The following is a 19,327-nucleotide window of genomic DNA, read 5'->3' as shown; positions in this document are numbered from 1 at the left end:
TACAGGTCGAGACAGCGCTATCTCGAACAACAAAAGAGCTTGGAACCATGCCTGAACATCCGCTACATCGCTTCTTCACGTCGCAACGGCCCAGGCCGACCTTCGAGTGGGAGCGTTACCAGCAGCGCGATGTACTGATCATCGACCATCCACGCTGCCAGGCAGTGTTCAGCCGCCAGGGCGCGCAATTGCTGCACTTCCAGCCGGCCGGCGAAAAGCCCTGGCTGTGGTGCGCCGAGCAGTGGCCGCAGGTCGGCGCCATCCGTGGCGGCGTGCCGGTGTGCTGGCCCTGGTATGGCCGCCACCCCAGCGAAGACCTGTGGCCGGCCCATGGCTGGGCGCGATTGCTGGATTGGAAGCTGGTGGACAGCCGCGAGGACGAAGAGGGTGTGACGCTCAAGTGGCGCCTGGACTTGTGCGACTGGCAAGTCGACCTGCATGCCCGGCTGGGCGCAAGCATGGAACTGAGCCTGAGCACCGAACACCAGGACAGCGAACCCTGCCAACTGAGCCATGCGCTGCTGGCCTACTGGCGTATCAGCGACGTATCGAAGGTAGCGCTGTCTGGGCTCGAGGATATCGAAGGCTACGACCGTCTCAATCGCCAGGCCTGCCGCGAAGACGGCGCGCTGAAGCTCAAGGGCGGTTGCCAGAAGGTCTACCCGGGCACGCCCAAGGTGCAGTTGCAGGACCCGGCCTGGCAGCGCGAGCTGTGCATCGACACCGGCGACAGTGACGACACCGTGGTCTGGCACCCGGGCAGCCGCCCACTGATGGGCGTGACCGGGCGCGAATGCCAAGGCTTCGTCTGCGTCGAGGCCACCAGCGGCAGTGGCGAGGGCCTGAGCCTGGCGCCGGGCGAGCGTGCTCACCTGCGGCTGCAGGCGCACCGGCTCAGCTGAGGTCGTCGTCCTCGATCGGGTAGCGGCTGGCGTTGAGGCTTTCCTTGATCTTGCGCAGGTGCGGCTGGAAGTCCACGCCGCGGCGCAGGGTCATGCCGGTGGCGAGCACGTCGAGCACGGTGAGCTGGATGATCCGCGAGGTCATCGGCATGTAGATGTCGGTGTCCTCCGGCAGCGGGATATGCAGGCTCAGGCTGCAGGCCTGGGCCAGCGGCGAGCCGGCGGCGGTCAGGCCCAGCACCGAGGCGCCGTTTTCCCGGGCCAGGCGTGCCACCTCGACCAGTTCGCGGGTGCGCCCGGTGTAGGAGATGATCACGAACAGGTCGCCGGTGTGCGCCACCGAGGCCAGCATGCGTTGCATCAACACGTCGGCATGGGCCGACACGGCGAGGTTGAAGCGGAAGAACTTGTGTTGCGCATCGAGGGCCACCGGGGCGGAAGCCCCCAGGCCGAAGAAGTGGATCTGCCGGGCCTGGATCATCATGTCCACGGCGCGGCTGACCTGCTGCGGGTCGAGCGCCTGGCAGGCGCTGTCCAGCGAGGCGATGGCGCTGCCGAAGATCTTCTGGGTGTAGGCGGCCGGGTCGTCGTCGGCCTCCACCGCCCGGCTGACGTAGGCGGCGCCGCTGGCCAGGCTCTGGGCCAGTTGCAGCTTGAGCTCCGGGTAGCCGCTGACACCAAACGAGCGGCAGAAGCGGTTGACGGTCGGTTCGCTGACCTTGGCCGCCTGGGCCAGGGCGGCGATGCTGAAGCGGGTGGCTTGTTGCGGGTTGAGCAGGATGACTTCGGCGACTTTGCGTTCGGCCTTGTTCAGCTCGTCCAGGCGGCCCTGGATCTGTTCCAGGAGGTTTCGCACGCGGTCCATGGTGTGTCCTTTGGGGCTCAGAGACAGCCGGCTGGCGCGACAGCAGGCTTTTTGCAGTGTTGTGTATCCTACTGGCGGTGGGGTTGTCACACCACTTGTCTGTAATGGATGTGTTTAATGTTGTGGTTTTTACTACATTAGCCCTTGAAAAGCAGGGTTGAAAGCGGTATTCCTAGCTCAACTTTATAAAAGAACCAACATCATGGCTGCGATCAGTGTCGAACCTTGCACCTTTGCCCTCTTCGGCGCCCTCGGCGACCTGGCATTGCGCAAGCTGTTTCCCGCGCTCTACCAGCTCGACTGCGCCGACCTCCTGCACCCGGACACCCGCCTGCTGGCCCTGGCCCGTGAGCCGGGCACCGCGCTGGAGCACCTGGGCACCATCGAGGCGCACTTGCGTCGTCACGTGCCTGAGGCGGAAATCGACGCTGCTGCGCTTGAGCGCTTTCTCGGGCGCCTGAGTTACCTGCATCTGGATTTCGCCCAGCCCGAGGGCTACCAGGCCCTGGCCGAGCAGGCGCCGGCTGAGCTGCCGCTGATCGCCTATTTCGCCACGGCCGCGGCCGTCTACGGCGCCATCTGCGAAAACCTCGACAAGGCAGGCCTTGCCGGGCGCACCCGGGTGGTGCTGGAGAAGCCCATCGGCCACGACCTGGAGTCTTCGCGCCGGGTCAACGACGCGGTGGCGCGCTTCTTCCCGGAAAACCGTGTCTACCGCATCGACCACTACCTCGGTAAAGAGACGGTCCAGAACCTGATCGCCCTGCGTTTCGCCAACAGCCTGTTCGAAACCCAGTGGAACCAGAATTCCATCTCCCACGTGGAGATCACCGTTGCTGAGAAAGTCGGCATCGAAGGCCGCTGGGGCTACTTCGACAAGGCCGGCCAGCTGCGCGACATGATCCAGAACCACCTGCTGCAACTGCTCTGCCTGATCGCCATGGACCCGCCCAGCGACCTGTCGGCCGACAGTATCCGCGACGAGAAGGTCAAGGTGCTCAAGGCGCTGGCGCCGATCACCGGCGAGGGCTTGAGCACCCGTGTGGTGCGCGGCCAGTACATCGCCGGCTACAGCGATGGCAAGCCGGTGCCTGGCTACCTGGAAGAAGACAACGCCAACGCCCAGAGCGACACCGAGACCTTCGTCGCCCTGCGCGCCGACATCCGCAACTGGCGCTGGTCGGGGGTGCCGTTCTACCTGCGCACCGGCAAGCGCATGCCGCAGAAGCTGTCGCAGATCGTCATCCACTTCAAGGAAACCCCGCACTACATCTTCGCCCCGGAGCAACGCCTGCAGATCGGCAACAAGCTGATCATCCGCCTGCAACCGGACGAAGGTATCTCGCTGCGGGTGATGACCAAGGAGCAGGGCCTGGACAAGGGCATGCAGCTGCGCAGCGGCCCGCTGCAACTGAATTTCTCCGACACCTGGCGCAGCGCGCGGATTCCGGACGCTTACGAGCGCCTGCTGCTGGAAGTGATGCGCGGCAACCAGAATCTGTTCGTGCGCAAGGACGAGATCGAATATGCCTGGAAATGGTGCGACCAGCTGATCGCCGGCTGGAAAGCCAGCGGCGATGCGCCCAAGCCTTACGCGGCGGGTTCCTGGGGGCCGATGAGCTCGATTGCACTGATCACACGCGATGGGAGGGCCTGGTATGGCGATATCTGAACTGCAACTGCCGGCGACGGTGAAGGCGCATCAGTTGGTGGATGCGAAAACCCTGGCGGCGACCCTCGCCCATGATGTGGCCGAGCGCCTGCGCCAGGCCATAGACAGCAAGGGCCAGGCCTGCGTGGTGCTGTCCGGTGGTCGCAGCCCGGTGCCGTTTCTCGAGAAGCTGGCCGCAGAGGCGCTGGACTGGTCGAAGATCACCGTGAGCCTGGCGGACGAACGCTGGGTACCGGTGGCGCACGACGACAGCAATGCCGGCCTGCTAGCCCGCCACCTGTTCAAGGGCGCGGCGAAAAAGGCGCGCTTTATCGGCTTGTACCAGAGCGCCGTGACCTTGGAGGCCGCCGCAGAGCAGGCCGATCAGGTGCTCGCCGACCTGCCGCCTATCGACGTGCTGGTGCTGGGCATGGGTGACGATGGCCACACGGCGTCGCTGTTCCCGGCCAGCCCCAACCTGCGCCAGGGCCTGGCCAAGGTCGGTGGGCGCCGTTGCCTGGCGATGTTGGCGCCCAGCGTGCCGCACCAGCGCCTGAGCATGACCCGCGCGTTGCTGGCCAGCGCCGGCTTCACCGCCCTGTCCGTGCAAGGCGCGGGCAAGCTTGCCACCCTGCGTGCCGCCCTGGCGGCCGAAGACCCTACCGAAATGCCGATTCGCGCCTTTCTTCACGACCCCCTGGACATCTACTGGTGCCCATGAGCCAAGGATCTACTGTCATGACCACCCTCGAACGCCCACAGCCTTTGCTCTCGATGGCCGACAAAGCCGCGCGGATCGACGCGATCTGCGACCAGGCGCGCATCCTGCCGGTGATCACCATCGCCCGTGAGGAAGACATCCTGCCCCTGGCCGACGCCCTGGCCGCTGGCGGCATCCGTACCCTGGAAGTGACCCTGCGCTCGCAGCATGGCCTGAAGGCCATCCAGGTGCTGCGCGAGCAGCGCCCTGAGTTGTGCGTTGGCGCCGGTACCGTGCTCGACCGCGGCATGTTCGCCGCCGTCGAGGCTGCGGGCGCACAGTTTGTCGTCACCCCGGGCATCACCCAGGACATCCTCGAGGCCGGCGTGGAAAGCGACATTCCGCTGCTGCCCGGTATCAGCACCCCGTCCGAGATCATGATGGGCTACGCCTTGGGGTACCGCCGCTTCAAGCTGTTCCCGGCCGAGATCAGCGGTGGCGTGGCGGCGATCAAAGCGTTCGCCGGCCCGTTCGGCGACATTCGCTTCTGCCCGACCGGCGGGGTGAACCCGGCCAACGTGCGCAACTACATGGCCCTGCCCAATGTGATGTGCGTGGGCGGCACCTGGATGCTCGACAGCAGCTGGATCAAGAACGGCGACTGGGCGCGGATCGAAGCGTGCAGCGCCGAGGCGATGGCGCTGCTGGACTGAAATATTTCGTTGTGTGCTACACGGCTTGTGGGGCGCTTGGTCGGCGCCCCTTTTTTTGCCTGTCGTTTGTGCCGGCCTCATCGCGGATGAATCCGCTCCTCCAGGCCCGTAGGAGCGGATTCATCCGCGATGAGGCCGGCACAGGCAATAAAAAAGCCCGCATCATGGATGCGGGCTTCGGGTTTCTGCGATGGCTTACGCCGCTTTCGCCTGCTGCTGGCTCAGCGACCTGTTCAGCGCACTGAACAGCGCCTTGAAGCTGGCGGTGGTGATGTTCTCGTCGATCCCCACGCCATGCACCGGGCGACCACCGGCCACGCGCAGTTCGATGTAGGCCGCCGCCTTGGCATTGGTGCCGGCACCGATGGCGTGTTCGTTGTAGTCCATGATCTCCACATTGACCGGCAGGCCAGCCACCAGTGCTTCGAGGGCGCCGTTGCCCTTGCCGTGCCAGTGCAGGGTGGTTTCGCCTTCACCGGAGACTTCCACCTGCACATGGCTGCTGCCGTTCTCCTCTTGCAGGCGGTGGCTCACCAGCGCGTACGGCGCGTTGGCTTGCAGGTATTCCTTCTGCAGCAGCTTGTAGATCTGCTCGGCGGTCATTTCCAGGCCGAGGCGGTCGGTCTCGCCCTGCACGACTTGGCTGAATTCGATCTGCATGCGGCGCGGCAGGCTGATGCCGTATTCCTGCTCGAGCAGGTAGGTGATGCCGCCCTTGCCCGACTGGCTGTTGACGCGGATCACCGCCTCGTAGCTGCGGCCGATGTCGGCCGGGTCGATCGGCAGGTACGGCACTTCCCACAGTTCGCCTTCCTGCTGCTTGGCGAAGCCCTTGCGGATGGCGTCCTGGTGCGAGCCGGAGAACGCGGTGTGGACCAGGTCGCCGACATACGGGTGGCGTGGGTGCACCGGCAGTTGGTTGCATTCCTCGACGACCTTGCGCACGCCGTCGATGTCGGAGAAGTCCAGCTGCGGGTCGATGCCCTGGGTGTAGAGGTTCAGCGCCAGGGTGACCAGGTCGACGTTGCCGGTACGTTCGCCGTTGCCGAACAGGCAGCCTTCGGCGCGGTCGGCGCCGGCCATCAGGCCCAGCTCGGTGGCGGCGATGCCGGTGCCACGGTCGTTATGGGTGTGCAGGCTGATGATCACGCTGTCGCGACGGTTGACGTTGCGGCAGAACCATTCGATCTGGTCGGCGTAGACGTTGGGGGTGGCGACTTCGACGGTGGCCGGCAGGTTGAGGATGATCTTGTGCTCGGGGGTTGGGTTCCACACCTCGATCACCGCGTCGCACACCTCTTTGGCGAACTCCAGCTCGGTGGCGCTGAAGGTTTCCGGCGAGTACTGGAAGGTCCAGTGAGTGTCCGGCTGCTGGGCGGCGTACTTGACGAACAGCTTGGCGGCATTGACCGCGATATCCTTCACGCCCTGCTTGTCCTGGTTGAAGACGATGCGGCGGAACGACGGGCAGGTGGCGTTGTACAGATGGACGATGGCCTTCTTGGCACCGCGCAGGGATTCGAAGGTGCGGGCGATCAGGTCTTCACGGGCTTGGGTGAGCACCTGGATGGTGGTGTCATCCGGGATGTGGCCGTCTTCGATCAGGGTGCGCACGAAGTCGAAGTCGGTCTGCGAGGCCGACGGGAACGAGGCTTCGATTTCCTTCACGCCCACCTGCACCAGGGTCTTCCAGAAGCGCAGCTTCTTCTCCGAGTCCATCGGCTCGATCAGCGACTGGTTGCCATCACGCAAGTCGGAACTGCACCAGATCGGGGCCTGGGTGATGGCCTTCGACGGCCAGGTACGGTCGGGCAGGTCGATGGTCGGGAACGCGCGGTATTTCTTCGATGGGTCTTTGAGCATGGTCATGGAAGCAATCCTTTTATGTGCGGCCGTGATCGGGCCTGCCAAACGAAAACGAGAGAAAAAGGCGAGGCGACGCGATTCACCCTGGTAGTCGGGCGCTGACCAGGCAGAGGCTGCGGTGTTGTCGGAGCAGGGTGCTGAAGATGTTCATGTGCTCAACCCTAACCAGTGGGTTGGGGGATGGCAAGCATTGCGGAAAAATTGAGAGGAATGCTTAAAAAAGCATAAAAGGCGAGATTTTATGGCTGCTTTGTTGGTTTTGTGCTTTCTGTATTGCGCTGGATTATTTGAACGCGCAAACCGATTGGCCTGTGCTGTCTTCTTCGCGGGTAAACCCGCTCCTACAGGCGTTTGAAGGCTGTGGGAGCGGGTTTACCCGCGAAGGGTACGACTCGGTCTCAGGGTTGGAACGCGCCAATGAAAATCGCCGGATCGACTCGCGCATCGTTCAGGCTGACGTTCCAGTGCATGTGCGGCCCAGTCGCTCGCCCGGTCGAACCCACGCGTCCGACCACCTCGCCACGGCGCAGCACCTGCCCTGGTTTCACGTCGATCTTCGACATGTGGCAGAACATGCTGATGAACCCCTGGCCGTGGTCGACGAACACCGTGTTGCCATTGAAGAAGTAGTCACCTACCAGGATTACCTTGCCGTTGGCCGGGGTCTTGATCGGCGTGCCTGCGGGCACGGCGAAATCCAGGCCGGCATGGGGGTTGCGCTCCTCGCCATTGAAGAACCGGCGCACGCCGAACTTGCTCGACAGCGGGCCGTTGACTGGTTTGTCGAGGATCAGGTTGCTGGGCACGGCCGGGCTGAAGCTGCGATAGGCCTTGATCTGCTCGGCCAGTTCGCGGTCGATGCGCTTGAGGTCCTGGGGCTCAGGGTTGACCTGGCGCTTGTTCTTCAGGGTGATGTGCTGCTCGGGGTACTTCTTGCTGCCCACGCTGAAGGGAATGTTGCGCCCGTCCTGGGTGAGCGCGGCGGCGCCCGGCTTCTGGGGCAGCGGGATGCCGACGATGGCCAGCCAGTTGTCCTGCTCCTTGACCACCAGCACCGGCTTGCCGTCGAAGCGTGCGGTCGGCGCGCTGGCGGATGGCCCCAGGTTGACCACGGCCACACCGCCGGGCACCGGCTTGTCGAGGGTGCGGGTGATGTAGCTGGCCTGGGCCGCGGCAAGTGGCAGCAGCAGGGCGAGGGCGAGCAGGGGGGCGAGCAGGCGGGGCATGTGTCAGTCCAGTAGCGAGAGGGTGACCGGGGTCTGGTGGTTGTCCTCGACCCGCACCTTGAGCTCGCCTTCGTTGAGGCGGGCGGTCAGGCGCTGGCCGTTGTGGGTCTGGGCGGCGCTGCGGATGGCCTGGCCGTGCTCATCGAGCAGGATGCTGTAGCCACGGGCGAGGGTGGCCAGCGGGCTGACCACCTGCAAGGTCTGCAACTGCGTCTGGAAGCGTTGGCGGCGATCCTTGAGCACGTCGCGCATGGCCCGGGGCAGGCGTTCGGCCAGGCTGTCGAGGCGCTGTTTCAACAGTTTCAGGCTGCGCCCCGGATGCTGGGCAGCCAGGCGCGTGTCGAGGCGGCCGAGGCGTTCGTGGCGCTGGTTCATGTTGAGCGCGAAGGCGCGGCGCAGGCGCATGTCCAGGTCGTCCAGGCGCTGTGCCTGCTGGCGCAGGCGCTCGCCGGGGTGGCGCAGGCGTCGGGCCAGGCCCTCGACCCGCAGGCGATCATGGGCAAGACGGCTCTGCATGCGCAGCAACAGGCGCCGCTGCAGGCTGTCCAGGCGTTGCTGCAGGCCACTGCTGTCGGGGGCGAGCAGTTCGGCGGCGGCGGACGGCGTGGGGGCGCGCACATCGGCGACAAAGTCGCTGATCGACACGTCGGTCTCATGGCCCACGGCGCTGACGATCGGTGTGACACAGGCGGCCACGGCGCGGGCCACGGCTTCTTCGTTGAAGCACCAGAGGTCTTCCAGCGAACCGCCGCCTCGGGCCAGGATCAGCGCGTCGAAGCCCTGCCGGTCGGCCATCTGCAGGGCGCGGACGATTTGGTTGATGGCTTCGCGGCCTTGGACGGCGGTGGGGATCAGGTTCAGTTCGACCTGCGGCGCACGGCGGCGGAACACACTGATGATGTCGCGAATCACCGCGCCGGTGGGCGAGGTGATGATGCCAATGCGCTGCGGATGGGCGGGCAGTGGCAGCTTGCGTTCGGTGCTGAACAGCCCTTCGGCGCCAAGCTTCTCCTTCAGGGCTTCGAAGGCCAGGCGCAGGGCGCCGTCGCCGGCCGGCTCGACGGTATCGAGGATCAGCTGGTAGTCGCCGCGGCCTTCGAACAACGAAACCTTGCCGCGTACCCGTACCGCCAGGCCGTCGCGCAGGGCCTGGCGCACGCGCAGTGCGTTCTGCCGGAACAGCGCGCAACGGATCTGCGCGCCGCTGTCCTTGAGGGTGAAGTACATGTGCCCGGAGGCCGGGCGGGCGAGGTTGGATATCTCGCCTTCCACCCAGACGCTGCGGAACACGTCCTCCAGCAGCACGCGGGCGCGGCCGTTGAGCTGGCTGACGGTGAGGACCTCGCGGTCCAGGCCGAGTCGTTCGAAGGGGTCTTTGATCATGGCGGGCATCATAAAGGACATGGACCGGGTTGTCTGTGTTCGTCCGTTACGCAGTTCGCTCCCCTGTCCACCGTAGGCGCCAGCCTTGCTGGCGAAAGGGTATTCAGTTGCACATCGCCGTCACGAACTGTCGCACCAGATCCCCGGCATCCCGTCGGCAGGCCAGCGCCACGGTGCTCTGGCAAGCTTCGGCCAGTGGCACGAAGCAGACCGACGCCGGCGCGATCTCGCGCATGCTCGCCGGCAGCAACGCCACCCCGAACCCCGCCTGGATCAGCTGCAGCTGCGTGGTCTTGCGCGACACTACCTGCGCGGCCTGGGGGAAGAATCCGGCGTTCATGCACAGCGACGCAGACAGATAGCTCAGGCCGCCCCGTTGCCGATGGGGAATGGAGATGAAGCGCTCTTCACGCAGTTGCTCCAACTTCACGCAGGCTGCGGATGCCAGTGAATGTTGGGTGGCCACCGCGAGCAGCAACGGCTCATCGAACAAGGCGTGCAACTCAACGCCTTCATGCTGGCGCAGCACGGGCAGGCGCAGCAGGCCGATCTCCAGGCGCCCCTTGGCGATATCTTCCAGTTGCGCTTCCGAGGATTGCTGGGCGATTTCCAGAGACACGCCCGGGTTGTCGTCCAGGTAACCGCCGAGGCGTTCGAGCAGTTGCCCTGTCAAGGGTACGGTGCTGGAGTGGTTCAGGCGCAGGCTGCCGCGCAGGCCCTGGCCGATTTCCCGGGCCAGGCGCTCGGCCTTGTCCAGGTCTGCCAGCAAGTGCCGCGCCCGGTCGAAAAATGCCAGCCCGGCAGCGGTCAGCCGTGGCTGGCGGGCGGTGCGCTCGAACAGGGGCGTTGCCAACTGCTGTTCAAGCTCCTTGATCTGTCGGCTCAGGGCCGACTGGGCGATGTACAGCCGCTCGGCAGCAGCACTGAAGCTGCCGCTCTCGGCGATTTCGACGAAGTAGCGCAGTTGGCGGATCGAAGTCATGTCATGCCTTTTCGAGATGGCTTGCGGCGTAAAGGTATATTAGTCGGCATGGCTGGCGACTGGCTAACCTGCAGGTGTCTTCCCAGGAGTCGTTGCAATGCTTGCCCAACTGTCGTTCTCCGGCCTCGACTGGCTGCCAATCCTGCTTGGCGTGGCCGTGGCCTATATCGTCTTCGGCATTGCCGGCTTCGGAACCGCGCTGGTCGCTGGCCCCGTATTGATTCACTTCATGCCGTTGTCGCGGATCGTGCCGCTGCTGGTCCTGCTGGATTTCGTCGCTTCCTTGGGTAATCTGCTGCCGTCCCGGCGGGATGTGGTGCGCGGCGAGTTGCTGCGTCTGTTGCCCTTCATGGCCGTGGGCTGCACGTTGGGCGTGGTGTTCCTGCTGCACCTGAAGTCGGATGTCCTGTTGTTGCTGATGGGGCTGTTCGTCACGGCCTATGCGGTCTACGGGCTGGCGGTGAAGGTACGGCCGGCGAGCTTGTCGGGCGCCTGGGCGGTGCCCATGGGCACGGTCGGTGGGTTGTTCGGCGCGCTGTTCGGCAGTGGTGGCTTTTTGTATGCGATCTACCTGAGCGCCCGGTTGGAGGTGAAGGAGCAGGTGCGGGCCACCCAGGTCGCGTTGATCAGTTGCAGCACGGTGGTGCGCTTGTCGCTGTTCATGATCGCCGGGGTGTATGCCGATGCCAGCCTGCTGCTTCTGGCCGCCTGCCTGTTACCGGTGATGTTTGCAGGTACCTGGCTGGGGCGCCGGCTGACCCTGAAACTGTCTCGCGAGGCTTTCGTGCGGCTGATCACCTGGCTGGTGCTGGCCAGCGGCCTGGCGCTGATCGGTCGCTACCTGAGCGCCTGAGCAGGCGGTAGAATTGCGCGATTATCGCTGTCCGCAGGCTCGTTTCGTTCATGAACACCCAAAGCATCATTGTCCCCAAGCTGTCTACCGTGCCGGTTCACGAAGCCCGTGCCCGGGCCATCCTGCGCTGGTTGGTTCGCGAGAAGATCGTCGAGGAGCAGTTGAGCACGTGCGGCCGCACCGGCAACCGCATGGGTCATGCCCTGGCCGAAGGTGCGCGCAAGGTGGCCTTGCATCCGCAGAAGCTGCCGCTTGGTGAGCAGGTCAACGGCCTGGAAGTGATGCTCAAGCGCTGCATCTATACCCCCACCGAGGGCTTTCTCGAAGAGGCCGGCTGCCCGGAGTGCCGCCGCGAAGTCGGTGAGCCACTGTTCGAGAGCCTGGAGGAGTGGATGCCAGGGGTGAGCGACAACTTCACCTGCCCGCTGTGTGGCTTCGAAGACGACATCAATGGCTTTATTTACCTGCAGCCATGTGCCTTTTCCAATCTCGGGTTCATCTTCAACAACTGGGGCGAGGCGGGCTTCACCCAGGCCTTCCTCGACAGCTTCGCCGACTGGCTCGACCAGCCGGTGGCCGTGGTGCAGGTAAAAGTGCCACAGGCCTGACCGAAGGCCCTTATTTTGCATTGAGCGGCGCGCCATGGATGGGTATAATGGCGCGCTTCCATTTTTCCCTCCCGGGAGCCCCCGCGATGCTGCGTATCAGCCAAGAAGCCCTGACCTTCGACGATATCCTCCTTGTACCCGGCTATTCCGAGGTACTGCCCAATGAAGTCAGTCTCAAGACACGTTTGACTCGTGGCATCGAGCTGAACATTCCCCTGGTTTCCGCCGCAATGGATACCGTGACCGAAGCGCGCCTGGCCATTGCCATGGCCCAGGAAGGCGGCATCGGCATCATCCACAAGAACATGACCATCGAACAGCAGGCCGGCGAAGTGCGCAAGGTCAAGAAGTTCGAGGCTGGCGTGGTCAAGGACCCGATCACCATCGAGGCCGACGCCACCGTGCGCGACCTGTTCGACCTGACCCGCCTGAACAACATCTCCGGTGTTCCGGTGCTGGAGAACGGCGACCTGGTGGGCATCGTCACCTCCCGTGACGTGCGCTTCGAAACCCGCCTGGACGCCAAGGTCCGCGACGTGATGACCCCCAAAGAGCGTCTGGTCACCGTCCGCGAAGGCGCCGACAAGAACGAAGTCCGCGAGCTGCTGCACAAGCACCGCCTGGAAAAAGTCCTGATCGTCGACGACAAGTTCGCCCTCAAGGGCATGATGACGGTCAAGGACATCGAGAAGGCCAAGGCCTACCCGCTGGCCAGCAAGGACGACCAGGGTCGCCTGCGCGTCGGCGCCGCGGTCGGCACCGGCAAGGACACCGGCGAGCGCGTTGCGGCGCTGGTCGCCGCCGGCGTTGACGTGGTGGTGGTCGATACCGCCCACGGTCACTCCAAAGGCGTGATCGACCGCGTTCGCTGGGTGAAAGAGAACTACCCGCAAGTGCAGGTGATCGGCGGCAACATTGCCACCGGCGCTGCTGCCAAGGCCCTGGCTGAAGCCGGCGCCGACGCGGTCAAGGTCGGTATCGGCCCTGGCTCGATCTGCACCACCCGCATCGTCGCCGGTGTCGGCGTGCCGCAGATCAGCGCCATCGCCAACGTCGCCGCCGCACTGGAAGGCACCGGCGTGCCACTGATCGCCGACGGCGGCATCCGTTTCTCGGGTGACCTGTCCAAGGCCATCGTCGCCGGCGCCTCGTGCGTGATGATGGGTTCGATGTTCGCCGGTACAGAAGAAGCCCCGGGTGAAGTCGAGCTGTTCCAGGGCCGTTCGTACAAGGCTTACCGCGGCATGGGTTCGCTGGGTGCCATGGCACAGGCGCAAGGTTCCTCCGACCGCTACTTCCAGGATTCCTCGGCCGGCGCCGAGAAGCTGGTGCCGGAAGGCATCGAAGGCCGCGTCCCATACAAAGGCGCCCTGGCGGCGATCATCCACCAGCTGATGGGCGGCCTGCGTTCGTCCATGGGCTACACCGGCAGCGCGACCATCGAAGAGATGCGCACCAAGCCGGAGTTCGTGCGCATCACCGGTGCCGGCATGGCCGAATCCCACGTGCATGACGTGCAGATCACCAAAGAAGCCCCTAACTACCGCGTAGGCTGAGGCTTCCAGCAATAGCAAGCGGGGCTGTCACGACAGCCCCGTGTCGTTTCCGATTTCCACTGACGAGATTGAGTCATGGCCCTCGACATTCACGCTCACCGCATCCTGATCCTCGATTTCGGTTCCCAGTACACCCAGCTGATCGCCCGCCGCGTGCGCGAAATCGGCGTGTACTGCGAGCTGCACCCGTTCGACATGGACGATGAAGCGATCCGCGAATTCAACCCGCGCGGCATCATCCTGGCCGGTGGCCCCGAGTCGGTCCACGAAGCCAACAGCCCGCGCGCCCCGCAGGCCGTGTTCGACCTGAAGGTCCCGGTGTTGGGCATCTGCTACGGCATGCAGACCATGGCCGAGCAGATGGGCGGCAAGGTCGAAGGTTCCGACCTGCGCGAGTTCGGCTACGCCCGCGTCGACGTGGTCGGCAAGAGCCGCCTGCTCGATGGCATCGAAGACCACGTCGACGATGACGGCGTGCTGGGCCTGGACGTGTGGATGAGCCACGGCGACAAAGTCACCCAGATGCCAGGCAACTTCAGCGTGCTGGCCAGCACCCCGAGCTGCCCGATCGCCGGCATGTACGACGACGCCCTGGGCTACTACGGCGTGCAGTTCCACCCGGAAGTGACCCACACCAAGCAAGGCGGTCGCATCCTGTCGCGCTTCGTCCAGGACATCTGCGGCTGCGAAGCGCTGTGGACCCCGTCGAACATCGTCGAAGACGCTATCGCCCAGGTGCGCGAGCAGGTCGGTTCGGCCAATGTCCTGCTGGGCCTCTCCGGCGGTGTCGACTCGTCCGTGGTTGCCGCGCTGCTGCACCGCGCCATCGGCGACCAGCTGACCTGCGTGTTCGTCGACAACGGCCTGCTGCGCCTGCACGAAGGTGACCAGGTGATGGCCATGTTCAAGGAGAACATGGGCGTCAAGGTGATCCGCGCCGACGCTGAAAAGCAGTTCCTCGACAACCTGGAAGGCGAAGCCGACCCGGAGAAGAAGCGCAAGATCATCGGCCGCACCTTCATCGACGTGTTCGACGCCGAAGCCAGCAAGCTGGAGAACATCCAGTTCCTCGCCCAGGGCACCATCTACCCCGACGTGATCGAGTCGGCTGGCGCCAAGAGCGGCAAGGCCCACGTGATCAAGTCGCACCACAACGTCGGTGGCCTGCCGGAGGAAATGAACCTCAAGCTGGTCGAGCCGCTGCGTGAACTGTTCAAGGACGAAGTGCGCAAGATCGGCCTGGAGCTGGGCCTGCCGTACGACATGGTCTACCGTCACCCGTTCCCGGGCCCGGGCCTGGGCGTGCGTATCCTCGGTGAAGTGAAGAAGGAGTACGCCGACATCCTGCGTCGCGCCGACCATATCTTCATCGAAGAGCTGCGCAAGGCCGACTGGTACCACAAGACCAGCCAGGCGTTCGTGGTGTTCCAGCCGGTCAAGTCGGTCGGTGTCGTCGGCGACGGCCGTCGCTACGCCTGGGTCGTGGCCCTGCGTGCCGTCGAGACCGTGGACTTCATGACCGCGCGCTGGGCGCACCTGCCGTACGAGCTGCTGGAAACCGTCAGTGGCCGTATCATCAACGAAATCGACGGCATCTCCCGCGTCACCTACGACGTGTCGAGCAAGCCGCCGGCCACCATCGAGTGGGAATGAGTTGAGCCACAAGGGCGCCGCAAGGCGCCCTTGTCGTATCCGGGCGGGCTCAGGCCTTGCGCTGGATCACTGCCTCGCAGCGGACCGGGAAGTTCACCGAGTTGGCGATGAAGCATTCGTGGTGGGCATCGTCATGCAGGCGCAGGGCCAGTTGCCTGTCCGAATCCGGGCTTACGAGCACCTGCGGGCGCAGCAGGACATCGATGAAGCGCCCCTTGTGCTCGGCATTTCCCTCGAGCATGCGCCCCTCGGGGTGGTCGACGTACGCCAGGACCTGCACGCCGTTCACCGCGCACAGGTGCAGGTACCAGAGCTTGTGGCAGGCCGACAGGGAGGCCAGCAGCATGTCTTCGGGGGTCCAGCGGGCAGGGTCACCCCGAAACGCCGGGTCGGCCGAGCCGGAAAGTGTTGGTTTGCCCGGTGCCTGGACATCGAAGTTGCGTTGGTAGGTGGTGTAGCTGGAAGTGCCGGAGCCGGTGTTTCCGGTCCAGTTCACGGTGACGGCGTACTGATGTTCCTTCATGTATCCCCCGTTCGATTGTCTGGGCAGGCGTGAACTTGCCAGCATTCGGACTTTCCCTGTTCCCTGGGCGAACTGCAATACCGCTTGCAGCCGAGACCGCGTTCCTTGGCACCGGCTTTGCCGGTATTCGCCGGCAAAGCCGGCTCCTGCAGGTTTGGCGCCACACGGCTCCGGCAATGACAATCCTGCGACAAGACTTCACTTAATATTTCGCAAATGCAGGTGTATCGTATTCGCCCTTCATTGCCAGGCCCGCTGGCAGACTGATTGCGCAGAATGAGGTACCCGCACCGATGTCCTTTTCCCGTCGACAAATGCTCAAGGGCCTGACCGGCCTCGTGGTGGTAGGCCTGGGCGCCGGCGGCGCGGCGCGCTACTGGCTGGGCAAGGTCGAGGACGACAACGCCGGGCACGACTACGAACTGATCGCCGCACCGCTGGACGTCGAGCTGGTGCCGGGCTTCAAGACCGAGGCCTGGGCCTTTGGCCCGTCTGCGCCGGGCACCGAGTTGCGCGTGCGCCAGGGCACCTGGCTGCGGGTGCGCTTCATCAACCACCTGCCGGTGGAAACCACCATCCACTGGCATGGCATCCGCCTGCCGCTGGAAATGGACGGCGTGCCCTATGTCTCGCAGTTGCCGGTCAAGCCGGGCGAATACTTCGACTACAAGTTCAAGGTGCCGGACGCCGGCAGCTATTGGTACCACCCGCATGTCAGCAGCTCCGAGGAGCTGGGCCGCGGCCTGGTCGGCCCGCTGATCGTCGAGGAGCGCGAACCGACCGGCTTCAAGCATGAGCGCACCTTGAGCCTGAAGAACTGGCATGTGGACGAGCAGGGCGCCTGGATGCCTTTCAGCGTACCCCGCGAGGCAGCGCGCAACGGCACGGCCGGGCGACTGATCACCATCAACGGCCAGGCCGACTCGGTCACCGAGCTGCCGGCGGGGCAAGTGGTGCGGGTGCGTCTGCTGAACCTGGACAACACCTGGACCTACCGGCTCAACCTCAAGGGCAACTGCGAGGCGATGATCTACGCCCTCGACGGCAACCCGATCACCCCGCGCCCGCTGGAGGACGAGTACTGGCTCGGCCCGGGCATGCGCATCTGCCTGGCCATTCGCATTCCCCAGGCGGGTGAGGAAGTCTCCCTGCGTGATGGTTTCGTGCGCCTGGGCACCCTGCGTTCGGTGGCCAGCAGCGAGGCACCGGGCGACTGGCCGAAGGCCTTGCCGGCCAACCCGGTGGCCGAGCCAGACCTGGAAAACGCCGAGAAGCTCAACTTCAATTTCGAATGGGTCGGCAAGGTCTCGGTGAACACCGACAATGGTAAGCCGCCAAGCCTGTGGCAGATCAACGGCCAGGCCTGGGATATTACCGACAAGACCTGTGCCGACCGGCCGATCGCCACGCTGCAGAAGGGCAAGAGCTACATCTTCGAACTGAAGAACATGACCCAATACCAGCACCCGATCCACCTGCATGGCATGAGTTTCAAGGTGATCGCCTCCAATCGTCGCAAGATCGTCGAGCCCTGGTTCACTGACACCTACCTGCTGGGCAAGAACGAGCGCGCCCAAGTGGCGCTGGTGGCGGATAACCCTGGCACCTGGATGTTCCACTGCCATGTCATCGACCATATGGAAACCGGCCTGATGGCCGCGATCGCGGTGGTCTGATGCGCCCGCAGATCATCGATCGCAGCCGCGACCAGGAGTTCATGCGCCTGGCCCTCGAACTGGCGGCGCAAGGCGCGGCCCTGGGCGAGGTGCCGGTGGGGGCGGTGCTGGTGCAGCATGGCCAGGTGATCGGCCAGGGTTTCAATCGGCCGATCATCGACAGCGACCCCAGCGCACATGCTGAGATGGTGGCGATTCGCGCCGCGGCTAAATCCGCCAGCAACTACAGGTTACCGGGCAGCACGCTTTATGTGACGCTGGAACCGTGCAGCATGTGTGCGGGGCTGATCGTCCATTCGCGGGTGGCGCGGGTGGTGTACGGGGCGCTGGAGCCCAAGGCGGGTATCGTGCAGAGCCAGGGGCAGTTCTTCAGCCAGGGATTCCTCAACCATCGGGTGATGTTCGAGGGTGGGGTGCTGGCGGAGGAATGTGGGGCGATCCTGAGCGAGTTCTTCAAGGCGCGGCGGGCGAAGTCGTAGCGCCTCTGTAGGAGCGGCTTCAGCCGCGATGCAGGCAACGCGGCGCCTTACGGATGATCGCGGCTGAAGCCGCTCCTACAAGGCATCGACGCAGTTACATCTGCGGCGACTGCTCCGCCGGCTTGTCCTTGTTGACACCCGGCACATGCAGGTTGCCCTCGGCCACCTGGCCTTCGAGCTGCGGTTGCGTCACCCAGGTGAGGATGTCGTAGTAGCGGCGGATGTTGGCCACGAAATGCACCGGCTCGCCGCCACGGGCGTATCCATACTTCGTTTTGCTGTACCACTGCTTCTGCGACAGCCGTGGCAGCATCTTCTTCACGTCCAGCCACTTGTTCGGGTTCAGGCCTTCGCGCTTGGCCAGGGTGCGGGCGTCTTCCAGGTGGCCGCTGCCGACGTTGTAGGCGGCCAGGGCGAACCAGGTGCGGTCCGGCTCCTTGATACTGTCGTCGAGCTGGTCCTTGACCACCATGAAATACTTGGCGCCGCCCTGGATGCTCTGCTTGGGGTCGAGCCGGTTCGATACGCCCATGGCTTGCGCGGTGCGCTGGGTGAGCATCATCAGGCCGCGTACGCCGGTCTTGGAGGTGACTTCCGGCTGCCACATCGATTCCTGGTAACCGATGGCCGCCAGCAGGCGCCAGTCGACCTGTTCGACTTTCGATGTGGCCTTGAAGTGCTTTTCATACTTGGGCAGGCGCTGCTGCAGGTGCTGGGCGAAGGTATAGGCGCCGACATAGCCGAGCACATCGACATGCCCGTAGTAGCGGTCTTTCAGGCGTTGCAGGGTGCCGTTCTTCTGCGACTTGTCGAGAAACTCGTTGATCTCGTTGAGCAGGCTGTTGTCGTCGCCGGCGGCCACGGCCCAGCGCTGGTCGCGGGTGTCGCCCAGGTCGAAGGCCACGCGTACGTTGGGGAAGTAGACCTGGTTCATCGCCAGTTCGTTGGAGTCGACCAGGGTCAGGTCGATCTGGCCTTCGTCGACCATGCGCAGCAGGTCGACCACTTCGACGGCGTCGGATTCTTCGTATTGCAGCCCAGGGTACTGTTTTTTCAGTTCGGCGAGCTGGTCGGCGTGGCTGCTGCCCTTGAGCACCATGATCTTCTTGCCTACCAGGCCTTTTGCGTCGGTGGGGCGGGAGCGGCCGTTGCGGTAGATGACCTGTGGCGTGACTTCGAGATACGGGTGGGAGAACCTGGCTTGAGCGGCGCGCCGCTCGCTGCTGACCAGGCCTGCGGCCGCCAGCACCGGGCCGGAGGGCTTGCCCAGCTGATCGAACAGTTCGTCGAGGTTGTCGGCGGTCTCGATCTGCAGCTTCACGCCCAGGTCGTCGGCGAAACGTTTGACCAGTTCATATTCGAAACCGGTTTCGCCGTTGCGGTCCTGGAAGTAGGTGGCCGGGCTGTTGCGGGTTATCACGCGCAGCACGCCATCCTCCTTGACGCGCTCGAGGGTGCTGGGTTTTTCAACGCAGGCACCGAGCATCAGGAAGAGTCCGGTTGCGAAGAGCCATCTGGCGCAACGCTGGCGAAAAGCAGTGTGGGCGAACATAAGGTGCAGTATACGCAAACGGCCGGTTGCACCATATCTCGACAATATGTGGGTTGTCTGGTAGCGCGGCGATGTGCTCTGGCGGCCGCTGTTCGCCGGCAAGCCGGCTCGTGCGGGGTATCGAGGCGCAGGAGAGGAG

General features: G+C 64.5%; 17 protein-coding genes. 10 read left to right on the top strand and 7 right to left on the bottom strand.

The features are described from left to right. The first annotated feature begins 47 nt into the window (after nt 1–47). Complete coding sequence (locus JYG34_RS20925) at nt 48–902, top strand: D-hexose-6-phosphate mutarotase (RefSeq protein ID WP_213658155.1); 855 nt, start codon at nt 48–50, stop codon at nt 900–902. Here the strand turns inward: JYG34_RS20925 and hexR are convergent. Then, nucleotides 895–1,758 carry a DNA-binding transcriptional regulator HexR gene (gene hexR, locus JYG34_RS20920; RefSeq protein ID WP_181427842.1) on the bottom strand — a complete coding sequence of 288 codons (864 nt, stop codon included), beginning with the start codon at nt 1,756–1,758 and terminating at the stop codon, nt 895–897. The genes JYG34_RS20925 and hexR overlap by 8 nt on opposite strands. A gap of 211 nt (nt 1,759–1,969) precedes the next feature. Here hexR and zwf point away from each other — a divergent pair, with 211 nt between their 5' ends. From zwf to JYG34_RS20905, 3 genes are read left to right on the top strand one after another with little or no spacing between them, the layout of a single operon-like run. Beyond that, nucleotides 1,970–3,439, top strand: a complete 1,470-nt coding sequence (gene zwf, locus JYG34_RS20915; RefSeq protein WP_213658154.1) for a glucose-6-phosphate dehydrogenase — start codon at nt 1,970–1,972, stop codon at nt 3,437–3,439. Continuing rightward, complete coding sequence (gene pgl / locus JYG34_RS20910) at nt 3,426–4,139, top strand: 6-phosphogluconolactonase (RefSeq protein WP_213658153.1); 714 nt, start codon at nt 3,426–3,428, stop codon at nt 4,137–4,139. Before zwf ends, pgl begins: the two co-directional genes overlap by 14 nt. A gap of 17 nt (nt 4,140–4,156) precedes the next feature. Then, a complete protein-coding gene (locus JYG34_RS20905; protein ID WP_011535458.1) occupies nt 4,157–4,831 on the top strand; it encodes a bifunctional 4-hydroxy-2-oxoglutarate aldolase/2-dehydro-3-deoxy-phosphogluconate aldolase in 675 nt (224 codons plus the stop codon). Between the two features lie 195 nt (nt 4,832–5,026). Here JYG34_RS20905 and leuA read toward each other — a convergent pair whose 3' ends face one another. The 4 genes from leuA to JYG34_RS20885 form a co-directional block, all read right to left on the bottom strand. Continuing rightward, nucleotides 5,027–6,700 (bottom strand): 2-isopropylmalate synthase, encoded by a 1,674-nt coding sequence (gene leuA, locus JYG34_RS20900; RefSeq protein ID WP_213658152.1) that lies wholly within the window; start codon nt 6,698–6,700, stop codon nt 5,027–5,029. A 395-nt stretch (nt 6,701–7,095) separates the two neighbouring features. Beyond that, nucleotides 7,096–7,923 carry a M23 family metallopeptidase gene (locus tag JYG34_RS20895; RefSeq protein WP_213658151.1) on the bottom strand — a complete coding sequence of 276 codons (828 nt, stop codon included), beginning with the start codon at nt 7,921–7,923 and terminating at the stop codon, nt 7,096–7,098. A gap of 3 nt (nt 7,924–7,926) precedes the next feature. Continuing rightward, nucleotides 7,927–9,306: an exodeoxyribonuclease VII large subunit gene (gene xseA, locus JYG34_RS20890; RefSeq protein ID WP_213658150.1), complete on the bottom strand. Its 1,380-nt coding sequence runs from the start codon at nt 9,304–9,306 to the stop codon at nt 7,927–7,929. Between the two features lie 103 nt (nt 9,307–9,409). Further along, nucleotides 9,410–10,288: a LysR family transcriptional regulator gene (locus tag JYG34_RS20885; protein ID WP_213658149.1), complete on the bottom strand. Its 879-nt coding sequence runs from the start codon at nt 10,286–10,288 to the stop codon at nt 9,410–9,412. Between the two features lie 97 nt (nt 10,289–10,385). Here JYG34_RS20885 and JYG34_RS20880 point away from each other — a divergent pair, with 97 nt between their 5' ends. From JYG34_RS20880 to guaA, 4 genes are all read left to right on the top strand, one after another. Then, complete coding sequence (locus JYG34_RS20880; protein ID WP_213658148.1) at nt 10,386–11,141, top strand: sulfite exporter TauE/SafE family protein; 756 nt, start codon at nt 10,386–10,388, stop codon at nt 11,139–11,141. Nucleotides 11,142–11,191: 50 nt separating this feature from the next. Continuing rightward, nucleotides 11,192–11,749, top strand: coding sequence for a sugar ABC transporter ATPase (locus JYG34_RS20875; protein WP_213658147.1), 558 nt, complete (start codon nt 11,192–11,194; stop codon nt 11,747–11,749). A gap of 86 nt (nt 11,750–11,835) precedes the next feature. Beyond that, nucleotides 11,836–13,305, top strand: a complete 1,470-nt coding sequence (gene guaB, locus JYG34_RS20870; RefSeq protein WP_213658146.1) for an IMP dehydrogenase — start codon at nt 11,836–11,838, stop codon at nt 13,303–13,305. A gap of 75 nt (nt 13,306–13,380) precedes the next feature. Further along, a complete protein-coding gene (guaA, locus tag JYG34_RS20865) occupies nt 13,381–14,958 on the top strand; it encodes a glutamine-hydrolyzing GMP synthase (RefSeq protein ID WP_213658145.1) in 1,578 nt (525 codons plus the stop codon). Between the two features lie 49 nt (nt 14,959–15,007). On the opposite strand, the gene JYG34_RS20860 is transcribed toward guaA, so the two are convergent. Next, entirely contained in the window at nt 15,008–15,481 is a 474-nt protein-coding gene (locus JYG34_RS20860) for an OsmC family protein (protein ID WP_213658144.1), read from the bottom strand. A gap of 293 nt (nt 15,482–15,774) precedes the next feature. Here JYG34_RS20860 and JYG34_RS20855 point away from each other — a divergent pair, with 293 nt between their 5' ends. Together JYG34_RS20855 and tadA are read left to right on the top strand one after the other, a co-directional pair. Beyond that, nucleotides 15,775–17,157, top strand: coding sequence for a multicopper oxidase family protein (locus JYG34_RS20855; RefSeq protein WP_213658143.1), 1,383 nt, complete (start codon nt 15,775–15,777; stop codon nt 17,155–17,157). After that, nucleotides 17,157–17,636, top strand: coding sequence for a tRNA adenosine(34) deaminase TadA (gene tadA, locus JYG34_RS20850; RefSeq protein ID WP_213658142.1), 480 nt, complete (start codon nt 17,157–17,159; stop codon nt 17,634–17,636). The genes JYG34_RS20855 and tadA overlap by 1 nt, the downstream gene beginning before the upstream one ends. 94 nt (nt 17,637–17,730) lie before the next feature. Here the strand turns inward: tadA and mltF are convergent, their stop codons facing one another. Beyond that, nucleotides 17,731–19,188 carry a membrane-bound lytic murein transglycosylase MltF gene (gene mltF, locus JYG34_RS20845; protein WP_213658141.1) on the bottom strand — a complete coding sequence of 486 codons (1,458 nt, stop codon included), beginning with the start codon at nt 19,186–19,188 and terminating at the stop codon, nt 17,731–17,733. Nucleotides 19,189–19,327 lie beyond the last annotated feature (139 nt).

Source organism: Pseudomonas entomophila (assembly GCF_018417595.1).
GTDB classification, from domain to species: domain Bacteria; phylum Pseudomonadota; class Gammaproteobacteria; order Pseudomonadales; family Pseudomonadaceae; genus Aquipseudomonas; species Aquipseudomonas entomophila_C.
The sequence above is the reverse complement of the archived record's forward strand: the minus strand, read 5'-3'. Positions and strand labels throughout refer to the sequence as shown.